The 15,456-nt window shown below is 62.9% G+C and carries 17 protein-coding genes; 13 read left to right on the top strand and 4 right to left on the bottom strand.

All coding sequences use genetic code 11. The annotated features are described in order from the left end of the window. The first annotated feature begins 85 nt into the window (after positions 1-85). The 4 genes from ACFORG_RS11030 (at position 86) to ACFORG_RS11015 (ending at position 3,850) form a co-directional block, all read left to right on the top strand. A complete protein-coding gene (locus ACFORG_RS11030; RefSeq protein WP_386735497.1) occupies positions 86-1,330 on the top strand; it encodes an acyl-CoA dehydrogenase family protein in 1,245 nt (414 codons plus the stop codon). A 4-nt stretch (positions 1,331-1,334) separates the two neighbouring features. Further along, complete coding sequence (locus ACFORG_RS11025) at positions 1,335-2,126, top strand: thioesterase family protein (protein WP_386735496.1); 792 nt, start codon at positions 1,335-1,337, stop codon at positions 2,124-2,126. A 90-nt stretch (positions 2,127-2,216) separates the two neighbouring features. After that, a complete protein-coding gene (locus ACFORG_RS11020) occupies positions 2,217-2,867 on the top strand; it encodes a DUF1007 family protein (RefSeq protein ID WP_386735495.1) in 651 nt (216 codons plus the stop codon). Further along, positions 2,852-3,850 (top strand): nickel/cobalt transporter, encoded by a 999-nt coding sequence (locus tag ACFORG_RS11015; protein ID WP_386735494.1) that lies wholly within the window; start codon positions 2,852-2,854, stop codon positions 3,848-3,850. Before ACFORG_RS11020 ends, ACFORG_RS11015 begins: the two co-directional genes overlap by 16 nt. A 2-nt stretch (positions 3,851-3,852) precedes the next feature. On the opposite strand, the gene truA is transcribed toward ACFORG_RS11015, so the two are convergent. Continuing rightward, positions 3,853-4,620, bottom strand: a complete 768-nt coding sequence (gene truA, locus ACFORG_RS11010; RefSeq protein WP_386735493.1) for a tRNA pseudouridine(38-40) synthase TruA — start codon at positions 4,618-4,620, stop codon at positions 3,853-3,855. Between the two features lie 101 nt (positions 4,621-4,721). On the opposite strand from truA, the gene ACFORG_RS11005 reads away from it, so the two are divergent. The 9 genes from ACFORG_RS11005 to ACFORG_RS10965 all read left to right on the top strand — a co-directional run bounded on the left by ACFORG_RS11005 (position 4,722) and on the right by ACFORG_RS10965 (position 12,976). Continuing rightward, entirely contained in the window at positions 4,722-6,137 is a 1,416-nt protein-coding gene (locus ACFORG_RS11005) for a YcjX family GTP-binding protein (protein WP_386735491.1), read from the top strand. Next, positions 6,134-6,586, top strand: coding sequence for a GNAT family N-acetyltransferase (locus ACFORG_RS11000; RefSeq protein ID WP_386735490.1), 453 nt, complete (start codon positions 6,134-6,136; stop codon positions 6,584-6,586). The genes ACFORG_RS11005 and ACFORG_RS11000 overlap by 4 nt, the downstream gene beginning before the upstream one ends. Next, positions 6,583-7,587 carry a YcjF family protein gene (locus ACFORG_RS10995; protein ID WP_386735488.1) on the top strand — a complete coding sequence of 335 codons (1,005 nt, stop codon included), beginning with the start codon at positions 6,583-6,585 and terminating at the stop codon, positions 7,585-7,587. Before ACFORG_RS11000 ends, ACFORG_RS10995 begins: the two co-directional genes overlap by 4 nt. A gap of 62 nt (positions 7,588-7,649) precedes the next feature. Further along, the gene (locus tag ACFORG_RS10990; protein WP_386735487.1) at positions 7,650-8,360 is read left to right on the top strand and encodes a VIT1/CCC1 transporter family protein; all 711 of its coding nucleotides are present in this window, start codon (positions 7,650-7,652) and stop codon (positions 8,358-8,360) included. 188 nt (positions 8,361-8,548) lie between these two features. Then, positions 8,549-11,482 (top strand): isoleucine--tRNA ligase, encoded by a 2,934-nt coding sequence (gene ileS / locus ACFORG_RS10985; protein WP_386735485.1) that lies wholly within the window; start codon positions 8,549-8,551, stop codon positions 11,480-11,482. Beyond that, positions 11,479-11,745: a hypothetical protein gene (locus ACFORG_RS10980; protein ID WP_386735484.1), complete on the top strand. Its 267-nt coding sequence runs from the start codon at positions 11,479-11,481 to the stop codon at positions 11,743-11,745. The genes ileS and ACFORG_RS10980 overlap by 4 nt, the downstream gene beginning before the upstream one ends. Beyond that, positions 11,742-11,996 carry a DUF3253 domain-containing protein gene (locus tag ACFORG_RS10975; RefSeq protein ID WP_386735483.1) on the top strand — a complete coding sequence of 85 codons (255 nt, stop codon included), beginning with the start codon at positions 11,742-11,744 and terminating at the stop codon, positions 11,994-11,996. Before ACFORG_RS10980 ends, ACFORG_RS10975 begins: the two co-directional genes overlap by 4 nt. Positions 11,997-11,998: 2 nt before the next feature. Beyond that, positions 11,999-12,454 (top strand): methylated-DNA--[protein]-cysteine S-methyltransferase, encoded by a 456-nt coding sequence (locus ACFORG_RS10970; protein ID WP_386735482.1) that lies wholly within the window; start codon positions 11,999-12,001, stop codon positions 12,452-12,454. 63 nt (positions 12,455-12,517) lie between these two features. Next, entirely contained in the window at positions 12,518-12,976 is a 459-nt protein-coding gene (locus ACFORG_RS10965; RefSeq protein ID WP_386735481.1) for a hypothetical protein, read from the top strand. A 22-nt stretch (positions 12,977-12,998) separates the two neighbouring features. Here the strand turns inward: ACFORG_RS10965 and ACFORG_RS10960 are convergent, their stop codons facing one another. Genes ACFORG_RS10960 through ACFORG_RS10950 form a run of 3 tightly spaced genes read right to left on the bottom strand, consistent with a single transcriptional unit; the run spans position 12,999 to position 15,372 of the window. Further along, positions 12,999-13,694, bottom strand: a complete 696-nt coding sequence (locus ACFORG_RS10960; protein ID WP_386735480.1) for a CDP-alcohol phosphatidyltransferase family protein — start codon at positions 13,692-13,694, stop codon at positions 12,999-13,001. A 53-nt stretch (positions 13,695-13,747) separates the two neighbouring features. Continuing rightward, positions 13,748-14,668 (bottom strand): tyrosine recombinase XerC, encoded by a 921-nt coding sequence (locus ACFORG_RS10955; RefSeq protein WP_386735479.1) that lies wholly within the window; start codon positions 14,666-14,668, stop codon positions 13,748-13,750. Next, the gene (locus ACFORG_RS10950) at positions 14,665-15,372 is read right to left on the bottom strand and encodes a DUF484 family protein (protein WP_386735477.1); all 708 of its coding nucleotides are present in this window, start codon (positions 15,370-15,372) and stop codon (positions 14,665-14,667) included. The genes ACFORG_RS10955 and ACFORG_RS10950 overlap by 4 nt, the downstream gene beginning before the upstream one ends. Positions 15,373-15,456: the final 84 nt, after the last annotated feature.

Raw genomic sequence — 15,456 nt, 5'->3', positions numbered from 1 at the left:
ACGTCCCGTCAAGCAACTGGACATTGCTTTGCCAGCTAAGCCATCCTCCGCCCGAGGTAAAGCGCGCGCGCGAGGAGGAGAGAGCATGAGCATCCAGAACATGAGTTTCGGCATGCGGGAGGAGAACCGTGAGCTGCTCGGTCGCGTTGCGGCGATGATCCGGGACGAGATCATGCCGCTCGAGGAAGAGTATCACGCCGAGGTCGCCAAAGGGGATCGTTGGCAATACACCGAGCGGCAGACCGAGATCCTGGAAGGGTTGAAGGCCAAGGCCAAGGCCGCGGGTTTGTGGAACTTCTGGCTGACCGACAGCGAGCGGGGCTTTGGCCTGTCGACGGTTGAATATGCCTATTTCGCCGAAGAGATGGGCAAGACGCCGCTCGGAGCGGAGGTGTTCAACTGCTCGGCGCCGGACACCGGCAACATGGAGGTGTTCGAGCGCTACGGCAACGACCAGATGAAGAAGCAATGGCTTGAGCCGCTTCTCGACGGTCAGATCCGTTCGGCCTACCTTATGACCGAACCCGACGTAGCAAGCTCGGATGCCACGAATATCGAAATGTCCTGCGTTCGCGATGGCGATCACTATGTGCTGAACGGAGAGAAATACTGGGCCAGCGGGGCGGGGGATCCGCGCTGCAAGGTTTACATCGTCATGGTGAAGACCGGCGGTGACGACCTGCCGAAGCACAAGCGCCAGTCGATGATAGTCGTCGATGCCGAGACGCCGGGTATCGAGATCCTGCGCCCGATGCTTGTGTTCGGTCACGACGATGCCCCCCATGGACATATGCATATCAGGTTCACGAACGTGCGTGTGCCGGCCGATAACATTCTGCTCGGCGAGGGGCGCGGGTTCGAGATCGCTCAGGGGCGGCTTGGGCCCGGTCGTATTCATCACTGCATGCGTTCGATCGGTCAGGCCGAGGTGGCGCTGGAGCGTATGTGCAAACGGTCGCTGTCAAAGGAGGCGTTCGGCAAGAAGCTGGCCCAGCTTGGTGCGAACTACGACATCATCGCCGAATGCCGGATGGAAATCGAGATGGCCCGCCTTCTGTGCCTCAAGGCGGCGTGGATGATGGACCAGGGTGATGCGCGGGCGGCCGCGCCCTGGATCAGCCAGATCAAGGTCGTGGCGCCGCGTCTGGCGCTCAAGGTCATCGATGAGGCGATGCAAATGCATGGCGGGCAGGGCATCAGCCAGGACACGCCACTGGCCATGGCATGGACGGGGCAGCGGGCACTGCGCCTTGCCGATGGGCCGGACGCTGTTCATCGCCGTCAGGTCGCTCGGACCGAATTGAAGAAGTATACGCAGGAAAAAGTCTGATCCCATGACTGCGCAGGCCTATTTCCGGCAGGCCGAGGACGATGTGTTCTTCGGCAACGACCCCGCGCGCGGCCCGTGGTCGCCCGATCACTGCCACGCGGGGCCGGTCACCGGACTGGTCGCGCGGGCTGCCGAACTGGCCGTGGGGCCGGACAAGATGCTGACCCGGCTGACGCTCGACGTCTTGAAGCCGTTGCCGCTGGACGGTCTGAAGGTGGTGACGGAGGTGGCGCGCAGCACGCGGACACTCGCCACCACGCGGGTGGAGGTCCACGCACTGGACGGCACATTGTGCATGACGGCCAGTTCCATGCACCTCGTGCGCAAGGATCTTGAGGATGTGCCGACGGCGCAGGTGGCCTCGCCCGATTGGGACGAGGCGGAACAGGATGACTCCTTGCTGATAGGGGCCCTGCATGACAAGCCTGCCTTTGGTGCGTTCGTCGACATGGCCTACCCTAAGGGCGCGTCGCGCGCACCCGGCCCCAAGACGGTCTGGATGCGGACGCCGCAGCTTTTGGAGGGGGAGGACCAGTCGCCGATCCAGTCGCTTTGCGCGCTGGCCGATTGCGGCAACGGGATCTCATGGAACGAGCCACCGGTGCGCTTCGGATTCATGAATACGGATCTGACACTGCAGATCCATCGCGAGCCGGAAAGCGAGTGGCTGGCATCCGAGGCGCTGTCGCATTGGCACGGGACCGGGATTGGCATGTCCCATTCCATCCTGCATGACACCAAGGGGCCGGTCGCGGTCGCTCTGCAGACGCTGGTTCTGCACCCGCTCAAGCGTTAGGCGCGCAAGTTTCCGCCCATCGGGGTCCGCTGCGGGAATCAGGGGCGCGCAGTCATTGTTCCGTTGCACGCGCCGCAATATGATCGGGTCATGCGTTGGATCATTCCCCTTTTGGCCTGTTGCCTGCCCGCCGGTTTGGCGGCGCATCCACATGTATTCGTGGACACCGGTATCGAACTCATCTTTGACGACGAGGGCCGCCTGACCCATGTGCGGGTCGAATGGGCCTATGACGATTTCTACTCCTTGATGCTGCTGGAGGAAATGCGGCTCGACAACGACATGGATGGCGTCCTGACCGAAGCGGAGGAGGGCCAGCTTGCCGGGTTCGACGCCGAGTGGGTCGAAGGATACAACGGTGATCTGGTCATGCGCTTGGGCGGTCAACAACTGGAGCTTTCGGGGCCGTTGGAGCCGACGGCCACGACGGAGCAGGGGCGGATCGTCTCGACCCACCTGCGCGAAGTGTCGGGCGCGCCCGTGATTGACGGGCAGGTCCTGTCGGTCATGCCGTTCGACGAGATGTATTACACCGCCTACGAGGTGACCCGCCCGGTTACGGTCAACGGCCGGGCTGGATGTGCGATCGACAAGGTCGTGCCGGATATCGACGGACAACTTGCGCAGATGCGGGCCATGCTGCTTACGATTGACGCCGATGCCGATCTGGAAGAGAACGACATCCCCCTCGTGGGCGAGGAATTCGCGACAGAGATCCGGCTTACATGTCCCGTCTCCTGATTGTGCCCGCCGGTGCGGCGGTTCTGATTATCGGGTGGTTCTGGGCAAGCGGCGGCTTCGACCAGTTGGCCTATTGGGCCGCGGGAGAGCAGCGGGAATTCCAGAACCAGATCGCCACTGCCTTGCGCGCGGTGCGGGCAGGCCAACCCGAGGCGGTCATGCTGCTGCTGAGCGTTTGCTTTGCCTATGGCTTCTTCCATTCCGTGGGGCCGGGTCATGGCAAGGTCTTGGTGGGCGGCTACGGGCTGGGCCGAAAGGTGCCGGTTCTGCGGCTTGCTGGCATCGGACTTGCCGCCAGCCTTGGGCAGGCGGTTACCGCAGTGGTGCTGGTCTATGCCGGGGTCGCCCTGCTGAACCTGGGACGCCAGCAACTGGTCGGCGTCACCGAACGGATCATGGCACCCGCGAGCTATGCCGCCATCGCGCTGGTTGGTGTGTGGCTCGTCTGGCGTGGCGCCCGGAAACTGCTCGCGACGCGTGGACCGGCGATGGCGCATCATGACCATCAGCATGTCCACGATCACCACCATAACCACGATCACCACCATAACCACGATCATGAACATCACCATGATCACGACCATCATCATCACCACGACCATGGTCATGGCCAGGCATGCTCGGAATGCGGTCATCGACATGGCCCGAGCCTTGAAGAGGTCGAGAATGTCGGCTCGCTGCGCGAGGCGTTGATCCTCGTGGCGAGCATTGCGGCGCGACCCTGTACGGGTGCGGTTTTCGTCCTGATCCTGACCTGGCAGATGGGTATCGCAGCCACGGGTATTGCAGGCGCGTTCGCAATGGCGCTTGGTACAGCGGTCGTCACCGTGGGCGTCGGTTTGATGTCGGCCGGAATGCGCGGTGGTCTTGCCGGTGCTGCATCGGCCTGGCGCGTCGCGGGAGTTGCCTTGCCGATGATAGAAATGGCCGCGGGACTTGTCGTTGCGATGATCGCGGGCGGCCTGTTCCTGCGCGTTGTGTAACCCTAGCCGAACACCGTTTCCGGGTATCCGACGCGCGCAAGGTACAGCCCTTCGGGCGGGCAGACGGGTCCGCAGGCCGCGCGGTCTCGTGCCTCCAACGCGTCACGCACATCCTCGGGCGTCCATGCCCCGGCCCCGACGCGTTCAAGCGTGCCGACAAAACTACGCACCTGGTTGTGCAGGAACGATCGGGCGCGGACGTGGAAATGGATCTCGGGTCCCGAAAACCCGTCCACCCGCTCTATGCGTAGCTCGTCCAGCGTCTTGACGGGGCTGGCGGCCTGGCAGATCGACGACCGAAAGGTCGTGAAATCGTGCCGCCCCAACAGCACGTTCGCCGCTGTCTGCATGGCCTCGGCGTCCAGCCTGTGACCGATGCGCCAAACCTGGCCCTTGTCATGCGTGGCAGGGGCGCGACGCTGGAGAATACGAAAAAGGTACTGACGCTCAATGGCAGAGAAACGGGCATGCCAATCATCGTCGACCTGTGCCACGGCCACGATGGCAACCGGGGCAGGCTTCAGGTGATAGTTCAACGCCTCGGACAGGCGAAACGGGTCCCAATCCTTGGTCAAATCGCAATGCGCGACCTGGCCCAATGCATGAACACCGGCATCGGTGCGCCCCGCAGCCGCGATGGTGTGCGGACCGGGTTCGAGCCGCGTCAGGGCGTCCTCGACCGCGCCCTGCACCGATGGTTGGTCCTTCTGGCGCTGCCACCCGGCGAATGGCGCGCCCTGGTATTCGATTTTCAACGCGTATCTCGGCATGGCGCGCTGGTAGCGTGCGCAACGCGGGCAGGCAAGGGCAGGGGTGGTGTTGACGGCACGCCCTGCCTATCTTGCGGCGAAGAGCAGTGCGAGGCAGTCAATTGGTCATATCCTCTATCGCCGACAGCATCTTTCGCGGCGTCGAAACCGTCGGCGATACCGTATCGGAGGCATTCTTCGAGCCTGTGATCCGGCTGGGCGTCACCGGCCTCGCGCGATCTGGAAAGACGGTTTTCATCACTTCGCTTGTCGCCAACCTGTTGGACCGGGGGCGCATGCCGGGTCTTGTCGCGCAATCCGAGGCGCGCATTCTGGCGGCCTACCTGCAACCGCAGCCAGACGACACGATTCCCCGCTTCGACTACGAGGCGCATCTTGCCGCGCTGATCGGGACGGAGCCGCATTGGCCTGACAGCACGCGGGCGGTTTCGGAGTTGCGCCTGTCGCTGAAGGTTCGGCCCGCAGGCCTTCTGTCGGGATTGCAGGGGCCGCGGACGGTTCACCTCGATATCGTGGATTATCCGGGGGAGTGGTTGCTGGACCTGGGGCTTTTGGACAAGAGCTATGCCGAATGGTCTGCGGAAACGCTCAGCCGGATCGAGCCGCGGACCGAAGCGGCCGAGTTCGTCGGCCTGGTCCGTGCAACCGATGCCGGTGCGGCACACGACGAACCGGCGGCACAGGCACTGGCGCGGAGTTTCACCGGCTATCTGTCGGCGGCGCGCGGAGCAGGGTTTTACGATTGCACGCCGGGGCGGTTCCTGTTGCCCGGCGATCTTGCGGGCTCTCCCGCGCTGACTTTTGCGCCTTTGGCCGATGTCGATAACCTGCCGCGCAAATCGTTGGGCCGCGAGATGGAGCGCCGCTTCGAGGCCTACAAGGCAAAAGTGGTCAAGCCGTTCTTTCACGAGCACTTCGCGCGTATCGACAGGCAGGTTGTTCTGGTGGATGCGCTGGGCGCGATCCATAGCGGGCCGCAGGCAGTCGAGGATATGCGACTGGCCATGGCAGACATTCTCGGGGCGTTCCGTCCCGGTCGTAACGCGTGGCTGACCCAGTTGCTGCTGGGCAAGCGCGTCGAACGGATCCTGTTCGCGGCCACCAAGGCCGACCACCTGCACCACACCCAACATCCGCGCCTGACGGCGATCATGGAGGCGCTGACGCGTGAGGCCCGCGACAAGGCTCGGTTTGCCGGTGCAGACACCGCCGCGCTTTCGCTTGCCTCGCTTCGGGCAACGACCGAAGAGATCCGCACACATGACGGCCGAGAGCTTCCTTGTGTCCGTGGCAGGTTGGAGGAGACCGGCAAGCAGGCGGCGTTCTATCCCGGCGCCCTGCCAGAGGATCCTTCGCACCTGTTGGGGCCGGCTCGCAAGGGGGCCGAGGCGTGGCTGGAGGCCGATTTCGGCTACATGCGCTTTGCGCCCGCCCCTCTCACGTTGTCGCCTGGCGATGGCCCCCCGCATATCCGCCTGGACCGCGCGGCGCAGTTCCTGATTGGTGACCGGCTGTGAGCATTCGTGTGCGTCCGGCACGCCCCACCGACGCGGGCAGGACAGGCAGTATCCTTCACGCGTTCGCACGGGACACCGCGTGGATGCCCGAATTGTGGTCCGAGGCCGAAACCATCGCCCATTGTGGAAAGATGATCGACCGGGGATGGGTAACGGTTCTTGAACATCGGGGCCGCGTTGAAGGGTTTTTGGCGCGTGACGGTGAGGAAATCGTTGCGTTGTACCTCGCGCCGTCGGTTCAGGCGCGGGGCTGGGGGGCCGTGCTGTTGCGTGCCGCTCAGGATCGTTGCGAACGTCTTCATTTGCGCGCTTTTGCTGCCAACGGGCCTGCAAATCGCTTCTATGAACGGAACGGTTTTACTGTGGCCGGGCGCGGCACCGGGGCGGAAAACGATGAAAACCTGCCCGATATTGCCTATGTCTGGATCAGGGAGAATGTGACCGCATGAGCCAAGGCCCAATCCTTTTCGACCTGGAGGATGATGCGCAGCCTGCACCAAAGGTGAGCGACGCGCCGCCGGTTCCCGATATGGCCCCACCACAAGGCGAGGCGATGCAGATCGCTGCGCGTGTTGCGGCGCGCAAACCTTCGCGCTTGGCGCGTTGGTTCTGGGGGTTGACCGCGGCCGTATTGGGGGCGTGGATATCGGTTGCTGCCTGGGATTTCGCCATGTCCCTGATTGATCGTGTTCCAGCACTGGGCTGGGCGGTGTCCGGCCTGATCGCGGCGCTGGCTTTCGTGTTCCTGCTGATCGTTCTGCGCGAAGCCGCAGCGATCGGACGGCTGGGCAAGGTCGACGACCTGCGCATGGCCGCCGATACCGCGCTTGCCGACGCCGATCTGGAAGAAGCCCGTGCCGTGACGCGCCGCCTTGTCGCCTTCTATGGCGGCCGAGAGGAGGTCCGCTGGGGTCGCGACAGGCTGCGCGAACGGCTGGAGGAGCCGTTCGATGCCGAGACGCTTTTCGCCATGGCCGAGGACGAGTTGCTGGCGCCGCTCGATGCCGCTGCATTGCGCGAAGTCGAGGCTGCGGCGCGGCAGGTTGCAACCGTGACCGCCCTTGTGCCGCTCGCCCTTGCCGATGTCGCGACCGCGTTGGGGGCATCGCTGCGCATGATCCGACGTGTGGCCGAGATCTATGGCGGCAGGGCAGGAACGTTGGGCAGCTGGCGTTTGACGCGGGCAGTCTTTGCCCATCTCGTGGCCACCGGTGCGGTTGCTGCGGGCGACGATCTGATCGAGCCGATCCTCGGTGGGTCTGTTCTGTCGAAGCTGTCCCGCCGGTTCGGCGAAGGGCTGGTCAATGGCGCGCTCAGTGCGCGTGTGGGGGTTGCCGCTATGGAAGTGTGTCGTCCCTTGCCTTTCTCGTCCCGACACCGGCCATCCGTGCGATCGGTGATTGGCCGGGCATTGACCGGGCTGGTCCCACGCCGCAGCAAGGTCGAATGATCTCGGTCAAGTCGGGCGTTCCCCGCCACTGCTAGTGTCCTGTGGAAAAGCGAGCCACAGCCATGCAAGACCACGGGCACAGCAAGGAGGAAATCGCCGAGCGGATCAACGCGCCGCCCGGACAAGGCGTTTTGCGGGACGTGGTTTATGGCGGCATCGATGGGTCCGTCACCACATTTGCCATCGTGGCTGGCGTGGCCGGCGCGGGGTTGTCACCGTTCATCATCGTGGCGCTCGGGATTGCCAATGTCTTGGCAGACGGGTTTTCGATGGCGGCTGGCAACTACTCGGGGACCAAGGCCGAACTGGACAATATCCGCCGTCTACGGGCCGTCGAAGAAAGGCATATCCGTCTGTATCCCGACGGCGAGCGCGAGGAAGTCCGCGAGATACTGGCGCAAAAAGGGCTCTCGGGTCAGGTTCTGGACGAGGCGACACAGGCCGTAACGGCGAATCGCGAGAACTGGATCGCGATGATGCTTGAGGGGGAGTATGGGCTTGGACCCGTCGATCCGCATCCGATGCGTGCCGCCCTTGCGACGTTCCTGTCTTTCCTTGTCGCCGGAATGATCCCGCTGCTGCCGTTTCTCCTGAAATTCGAAGGCGCATTCGCGATATCCGCATGGATGACCGGCGCGGTTTTCTTTGCAATAGGCGCGGTCAAAAGCCGCTGGTCGCTGGCGCCTTGGTGGCATTCGGCAATGGAGACCCTGGCGATCGGGGGCGCTGCGGCGTTCATCGCTTATGGGGTGGGGACCCTGTTCCATCCCTGAGCGCGGCATTGCGGCACTGGACGCGCGCATGGGCTGGCCATATAAGGCCCGCATGGCCAGACCTTTTGCCATCATCATTCGAATTACCAACCCGGCGCTCTGATCCTCGAGACGCCGGGCCAAGGTGTGGAGATTTCGCACCGATCGAACCGATCCCCTGAAAGACGATTATTCCAAGGACGCGACACATGTGCGCCGACACGACGACCGAGACGCGAGACTACAAGGACACCCTGAACCTTCCCAAGACCGAGTTCCCGATGCGCGCGGGCCTGCCCAAGCGCGAGCCGGCCTGGCTGGAGCGGTGGGAAACGATCGGAGTCTATGACCGCCTGCGTGAGAAAGAGGGCCGCCCGGCCTTCACCCTGCATGACGGTCCTCCATACGCGAACGGGCACCTGCATATCGGTCACGCGCTGAACAAGACGATCAAGGACATGATCGTGCGGTCGCACCAGATGATGGGCTTTGACAGCCGCTATGTTCCCGGATGGGACTGCCACGGCCTGCCCATCGAATGGAAGATCGAGGAGCAGTACCGCAAGAAGGGCAAGAACAAGGACCAGGTGGATGTCATCGACTTCCGCCAGGAGTGCCGCAAGTTCGCCGAGGGCTGGGTCGATATCCAGCGCGAGGAATTCAAGCGGCTGGGCATCACGGGCAACTGGGCCGATCCCTACCTGACGATGGATTTCCACGCAGAACGGGTGATCGCCGAGGAGTTCATGAAGTTCCTGATGAACGGCACGCTTTATCAGGGGTCCAAGCCGGTGATGTGGTCGCCCATCGAAAAGACCGCGCTGGCCGAGGCCGAGATCGAGTATCACGACAAGGAAAGCTTCACCATCTGGGTGAAGTTCCGTGTCGAAAGCGTCGACTTACCCGATGCGGCACAGGATCTGGTCGGCGCGCATGTCGTCATCTGGACCACCACGCCGTGGACCATCCCCTCGAACAAGGCGGTCGTCTTCGGCGAGGAGTTTTCTTACGGGCTCTACGAAGTGACCGGCACGCCTGACGAGTGCTGGGCAAGTGTTGGCGACCGGTTCATCCTCGCCGACAAGCTGGCCGGCGACGTGATGGCCCGTGCGCGGCTCTCCGACGATCAATGGCGGCGCGTCCGCGACGTGAGTGCTGCGCAGCTGGCCGGCATGACGCTAAGCCATCCGCTGAAGGGGGCCGAAGGCTCCAACGGCGAATGGGACCAGCCGCGCGATTTCCGCGCCGCCGATTTCGTCACCGACGAAGAAGGCACAGGCTTCGTACACTGCGCGCCCAGCCACGGGATGGAGGAGTTTGAGCTTTATCGCGATCTGGGAATGCTTGAAGAGGTCATCACCTACAACGTGATGGATGACGGCTCCTTCCGTGCGGATCTGCCGTTCTTTGGCGGCAAGTATATCCTCAGCCGCAAGGGCGGCGAGGGCGATGCCAACAAGGCGGTGATCGACAAGCTGGTCGAGGTGGGCGGCCTGCTGGCGCGCGGAAAGATCAAGCACAGCTATCCTCACAGTTGGCGATCGAAGGCACCGGTGATCTATCGCAACACGCCACAATGGTTCGTTGCTATCGACAGACCGGTCGGTGACGGGCAGAACACGCATGGCGAGACGATCCGCAGCCGCGCCCTGACCTCGATCGACGAGCTGGTGAAGTGGTGGCCGCAGACCGGCCGCAACCGGCTCTACTCGATGATCGAAACGCGTCCCGATTGGGTTTTGTCGCGGCAGCGTGCCTGGGGTGTTCCTCTGACCTGTTTCGTGAAAGCCGGTGCATTGCCGACCGATCCCGATTTCCTGCTGCGCAACGATGCGGTCAACGCCCGCATCGCCGAAGCCTTCGAGGCAGAGGGCGCCGACTGCTGGTACAAAGACGGTGCCAAAGAGCGGTTCCTGTCCGGTATCGTCGATCCGGCGGAATATGAGCAGGTGTTCGACATCCTCGATGTCTGGTTCGATTCCGGCTCCACCCATGCGTTCGTCCTGCGCGACCGCGAGGACGGGACCGAGGATGGCATTGCCGACGTCTATATGGAAGGCACGGACCAGCACCGCGGCTGGTTCCATTCCTCGATGCTGCAGGCCTGCGGCACGCTGGGCCGGGCACCTTATCGCAACGTGGTGACGCATGGGTTCACGCTGGACGAGAAGGGCAACAAGATGTCCAAATCGCTCGGCAACACCATCGTGCCCGAGGAGGTCGTCAAGCAATACGGCGCCGACATCCTGCGGCTGTGGGTGGCGCAGACCGATTACACCGCCGACCAGCGGATCGGACCCGAGATCCTGAAAGGTGTGGCGGACAGCTATCGCCGTCTGCGCAACACGATGCGGTTCATGCTGGGCAGCCTTGCCGACTTCACCGAGGCCGACCGGATCGACCCGGCGGAGATGCCGGCGCTCGAACAGTGGGTTCTGAGCCGGATGGCCGAGCTGGATGCACGTGTGCGCGACGGCTATGCGCGGTTCGATTTCCAGGACGTGTTCAGCGCAGTGTTCAACTTCGCCACGGTGGACTTGTCGGCCTTCTATTTCGATATCCGCAAGGATGTTCTTTATTGCGACGGCGATACCACGCGCCGCAAGGCCGCGCGGACGGTGCTGGATCTGCTGTTCCACCGGTTGACGACGTGGCTCGCGCCGGTTCTCGTCTTCACGATGGAGGAGGTCTGGCTGGAACGGTACCCGGGCGATGACAGCTCGGTTCACCTGGTCGATTTCCCCGAGACGCCAGGTGATTGGCGCAATGAAGATATCGAGGCCCGCGTGGCGCGCCTGCGCCGGGTTCGCCGCGTCGTAACCTCTGCTCTCGAGGTGCAGCGCCGCGACAAGGTCATCGGCTCGAGCCTCGAGGCGGCACCGGTGGTTCATGTCGAGGATGCCGACCTGCGCGAGCTGGTCAAGCGCAGCGATATGGATGATCTGTGCATCACCTCAGGCCTGAGCGTAACCGGCGACCCGTCGCCGTCCGAGGCGTTCCGCATGCCCGAAGTGCAGGGCGTCAGCGTCGTGTTCGAACGTGCCGAAGGCGAGAAATGCCAGCGCTGCTGGAAGATCCTGCCGGATGTGGGGCGTCACTCCCATCCGGGCGTCTGTGGGCGATGTGAAGAGGCTTTGGAATGACGAGTGAGCGCAACAAGGCTTACAGTGATGCCCAAGCGGCCTTGGCTATGCTGAAAGCATCGGTTCGTACGATCTTGGAAACTGGTCCAAGTGAAGGAATGCGCAATGTCGAAATAGGCAAAACACTGGGCATTTACGGTGGACACGTCGAACACGTTGGGCACATTTCTCGAACCATTCTGGCTGTCATGGAAAGTGAGGGTGTGGTGACGCAAAACCCTGATTCAAAGAAATGGAAGTTGGTTGAACACTGGACGGTGTGACGCAGCCCTCGGATGATATCATCGCGCAAGCGATACTCGACCTCGCGCATCGGCGCGGGGTCGGAAAAACCTTTTGCCCGTCCGATATTGCGCGGAACCTCGTGCAGGATTGGCGGCCGCTGATGACCACGGTTCGATCCGTGGCTGGCAGGCTCGTTCTGGAAGGGCGGATCGAAGCAACGCAAAAGGGTCTTCCCGTTGATCCTGAAAGCGCGACAGGGCCGATCCGCCTCGGCTTGCCCAGGGGGTGAAAATGTCTTCTATCGCCGTGGATACCGGGTTCGGCATGCTCACCGTGACGGAAGAGGATGGGGAAATCGTTCGGCTGGATTGGGGCGATGCCCCCAAATTCGATCCGACGCCGATATTGCAAGAGGCCGCAGGTCAATTGCAGGCTTATGACCGGGGTGAGCTTACGCGGTTCGATCTTCCCCTGGCTATCCGAGGATCGGACCTGCAGCGCGGGGTCATGCGCAAGATGCTGGACATTCCATTCGGAGAAACCCGCACATATGGTGATATCGCCCGTGCGCTTGGAGTACCGGCACAGGCCGTCGGACAGGCCTGCGGCGCGAACCCGATCCCGATCATCATACCCTGTCACCGCGTGATGGGCGCCAAGGGGCTGACAGGCTATTCAGGCAGGGGCGGGGTCGAGACCAAGGTGGCCTTGCTGCGGCACGAAGGGGCCGCTAGCTTGCTGATCTGACAGAGATCAATGCCGCGCCTGTCCGAAATGGAAAGGATCGGGCGGCAAAACAAGGAGACGCCAATGACCGACCGCGCCGCGAAGAAGAAGGCCGTTCATGCCCGGCTTATGTCGCTGGAGGAAAGCGAACTGGCCGCGGCCATCGCGCATTACGAAGCCTACATGGCCGACTCGCATCTGAGCGACCGTGAAACGCACGACAACGACGACATGGCCATCGCGCGTGAGAATGCCGATTTGGCCCATGCCTTCGAGGCCCCCGTGCAGACACATCATGGCAAGATCGACGCGATCGAGAACACCGACTGGTCGTTGAGCGATACGGTCGGGCCAGGTGCCGTGGTAAGTTTCGGCGGTCGAAATTTCGTCGTCTGCGTCTCGACGCAGCGGTTCGAGGTCGATGGTGAGACCTATATGGGTATTTCAACGCAGAGCCCAATCTACCAGGCGATGGCCGGTCTCAAGGAAGGCGAAACCTTCACCCATAACGGCAAGGACGTCGAGATCGAAAGCGTTCTGTAGCGGGTCGGCCCGAGCGCGCGGCTCAGGCCGTGCGCTCGGGGATCAATTGCTGCGCGATACCTGCGAATACGAGGTATATGCTGGTCGTCACCAGCCCCCAATGCGCCCAGCTTTCGGGGTGGAAATCCACCCATGCCGCCCAGCCGGCAAAGAAAGTCCATGCAAACGCCATCGGCAGCGACACTGCGCGCCACCGCTCGGTCCGGACGGGGTGGATGAATTTCAGCGGCAGGAACATCGCGACCGAGAGCAGCGTTACCAGCACGAGACTGATCCAGAAGCTCGGTTCGACGGCGAAGATCACCAGAACCACCATGTTGAAGCAACCCGGGAAGCCCGAGAAAGAATTGTCCTTTGTCTTCATCCGGGTATCGGCGAAGTACAGCGCGCTGGCAAACGTGATGACGATAATGGCGAACCAGCCGGTCCAACCGTCCATCAGGCCCGACTTGAACAAGGCGAAGGCTGGGATGAAGACATAGGTCAGGTAGTCGATGATGAGATCGAGAAGCACACCATCGAACTCTGGCGCGTGGGTCTGCACGTGGTAACGGCGGGCAAGCGGCCCGTCTATTCCGTCGACAATGAAGGCGACCACCAGCCACAGGAACATCAGGTCCCACCGCGCGTCCACGGCCGCGAGCATCGCGAGCATGGCAAAAACAGCGCCGGTAGCTGTGAAGAGGTGGACGAGCGTGGCTTGGAGTTTTGGTGTCATCGCCCTTCCATGACGCATTAAGGCCCAGACTGCAAACGGTTGGAAAGAGCGGATCAGGCTTTGGGGTGTGTCCGCGCGTAGACTTCCATGAGGCGTGCGGTGTCCACAGCCGTGTAAGCCTGCGTCGTCGACAGCGAGGCGTGGCCAAGAAGCTCCTGTATGGCGCGCAGGTCGCCGCCGGCCGCCAGCAGATGCGTGGCGAAGCTGTGCCGAAGCGCATGCGGTGTCGCGGATGACGGCAGGCCCAGTTGCAGGCGGGTCTTTGCCATAGCGCTCTGTATCGCATTTGCCCGCAGCGGTCCGCCACGAACGCCGCGAAAGAGTGGTGCGTCCGCTTCTTTCGGATGCGGGCAGAGAGCCAGGTAGTTCTGAACTGCGTCGCGTGCTGCGGGGAGAACGGGCACCAGCCGTTCCTTGTCGCCCTTGCCGACGATCCGCAGGACATCCGGCAGCGGAGCATCGCGCCCCTTGAGGCCCAAAGCCTCGGATATTCGCAAACCGCATCCGTAAAGAAGCGTTACCACCGCCACGTCCCGTGCCGCGACCCATCCATCACGGGCTTGCAGGGCAACGGTGTCAAGTACGTCGCGGGCTGCGTCCTCGGCCAGCGGTCGCGGCAGTTTACGCTGGAACTTGGGCGGGCGCACCGACAGGACGGCCGTTGGCTCGAACCCTTCGCGGGAGGCGAGCCAGCGGTAGAACGCTTTGACCGCTGAGAGTTTGCGCGCGAGCGAGCGCGCGCCGACGCCGTCGCCGCGAAGTCCCGCCATCCAGGCCCGCATCTCGGCGGTTGTCACCGCTTCCAGCGCTCCTAGACCTTGAGGCTCGCCACGGTGCGCCGTCATGAAGGACAGGAACTCGACAACATCGGCCCTGTAGGCGGTCAAGGTCGCCTCGGCTTGCCCCTGAATGGCGCGACCGTGATCAATCCACGCTTGCAGCGCATCGCGGCAAGCAGGGGAGATCAGGCTCACTTGAGCCAGTGGCGCATCGACCTTTCGAATACGCCGCCGAAAAAGCCGAGCAGGTCGGTGCCCTGCTGCGGCGTGAAGTGATGGGGATCCTCGGCGCCGAGCGCGAGCATGCCGGGCAGGCGACCCTCGCCGAGGTCGAGCAGGAGGCAGGCTTCGGACCTGATCCAGTCCGCACGCTCGCCATAAATCCGGCGTGATGCGTCACCGAGCTGGCGGAGCGTGACCTGCCGCGGCTCGCCGCCCCTGTCGCGCGTCAGATAGCTGCGCAGAAACCCGGGTTCGGCAACGCAAAGGACATCGCCCAACCGCTTGACGGCCGGTTCCTCGGCATCCTGAACCGTCTCGAGCACCAATGTGATCGCATCGACACGAAGGATTTCGGCCACGTCGCTACCGAGATCTTTCAGGAACCCTTCGAATTCCACCGGCTCGAGCATTCGTAGGATGGCCCGATGAATCTGGTTCGTGCCGGCAAGGTTCTCGTAGGCCGCGGCAATGACCGAGCGATGGGTGTCTTCCAGCCGGTCGAGCCGTGCTTCGAGCCGTTCCATCGCAATGCCGCGCAGGTCGATGATGTTGCCGCCCATGGCACGCTCGTTTGCCGCGACGAGCGCGTTCATCAGGTCCTTGTCTTCCAGAACCGCATCTGGAGCAGCGAGAATCTTTTCTCGCAGCGTGTCTTCGAGTTTCGGGCGACTGCTCATCTGTGCCTCTTTTGATTTGGCTTTGTATAGCACGGGTTGCGGGCGATGGCGCGGAAAAAATCCCACCGCTCGACAAGCTCGGGC

Origin of the sequence: Lutimaribacter marinistellae (genome assembly GCF_042648365.1) — a bacterium.
In the GTDB taxonomy this organism is placed as follows: domain Bacteria; phylum Pseudomonadota; class Alphaproteobacteria; order Rhodobacterales; family Rhodobacteraceae; genus Lutimaribacter_A; species Lutimaribacter_A marinistellae.
This window is presented reverse-complemented; position numbering and strand designations above follow the sequence as displayed.

What these genes read in the sequence shown, in the direction of transcription:
- ACFORG_RS11030 (WP_386735497.1), top strand. Translation starts at nt 86, where the DNA reads ATGAGCATCCAGAACATGAGTTTCGGCATGCGGGAGGAGAACCGTGAG.
- ACFORG_RS11025 (WP_386735496.1), top strand. Translation starts at nt 1,335, where the DNA reads ATGACTGCGCAGGCCTATTTCCGGCAGGCCGAGGACGATGTGTTCTTC.
- ACFORG_RS11020 (WP_386735495.1), top strand. Translation starts at nt 2,217, where the DNA reads ATGCGTTGGATCATTCCCCTTTTGGCCTGTTGCCTGCCCGCCGGTTTG.
- ACFORG_RS11015 (WP_386735494.1), top strand. Translation starts at nt 2,852, where the DNA reads ATGTCCCGTCTCCTGATTGTGCCCGCCGGTGCGGCGGTTCTGATTATC.
- truA (WP_386735493.1), bottom strand. Translation starts at nt 4,620, where the DNA reads ATGCCGAGATACGCGTTGAAAATCGAATACCAGGGCGCGCCATTCGCC.
- ACFORG_RS10995 (WP_386735488.1), top strand. Translation starts at nt 6,583, where the DNA reads ATGAGCCAAGGCCCAATCCTTTTCGACCTGGAGGATGATGCGCAGCCT.
- ACFORG_RS10990 (WP_386735487.1), top strand. Translation starts at nt 7,650, where the DNA reads ATGCAAGACCACGGGCACAGCAAGGAGGAAATCGCCGAGCGGATCAAC.
- ileS (WP_386735485.1), top strand. Translation starts at nt 8,549, where the DNA reads ATGTGCGCCGACACGACGACCGAGACGCGAGACTACAAGGACACCCTG.
- ACFORG_RS10980 (WP_386735484.1), top strand. Translation starts at nt 11,479, where the DNA reads ATGACGAGTGAGCGCAACAAGGCTTACAGTGATGCCCAAGCGGCCTTG.
- ACFORG_RS10970 (WP_386735482.1), top strand. Translation starts at nt 11,999, where the DNA reads ATGTCTTCTATCGCCGTGGATACCGGGTTCGGCATGCTCACCGTGACG.
- ACFORG_RS10965 (WP_386735481.1), top strand. Translation starts at nt 12,518, where the DNA reads ATGACCGACCGCGCCGCGAAGAAGAAGGCCGTTCATGCCCGGCTTATG.
- ACFORG_RS10960 (WP_386735480.1), bottom strand. Translation starts at nt 13,694, where the DNA reads ATGACACCAAAACTCCAAGCCACGCTCGTCCACCTCTTCACAGCTACC.
- ACFORG_RS10950 (WP_386735477.1), bottom strand. Translation starts at nt 15,372, where the DNA reads ATGAGCAGTCGCCCGAAACTCGAAGACACGCTGCGAGAAAAGATTCTC.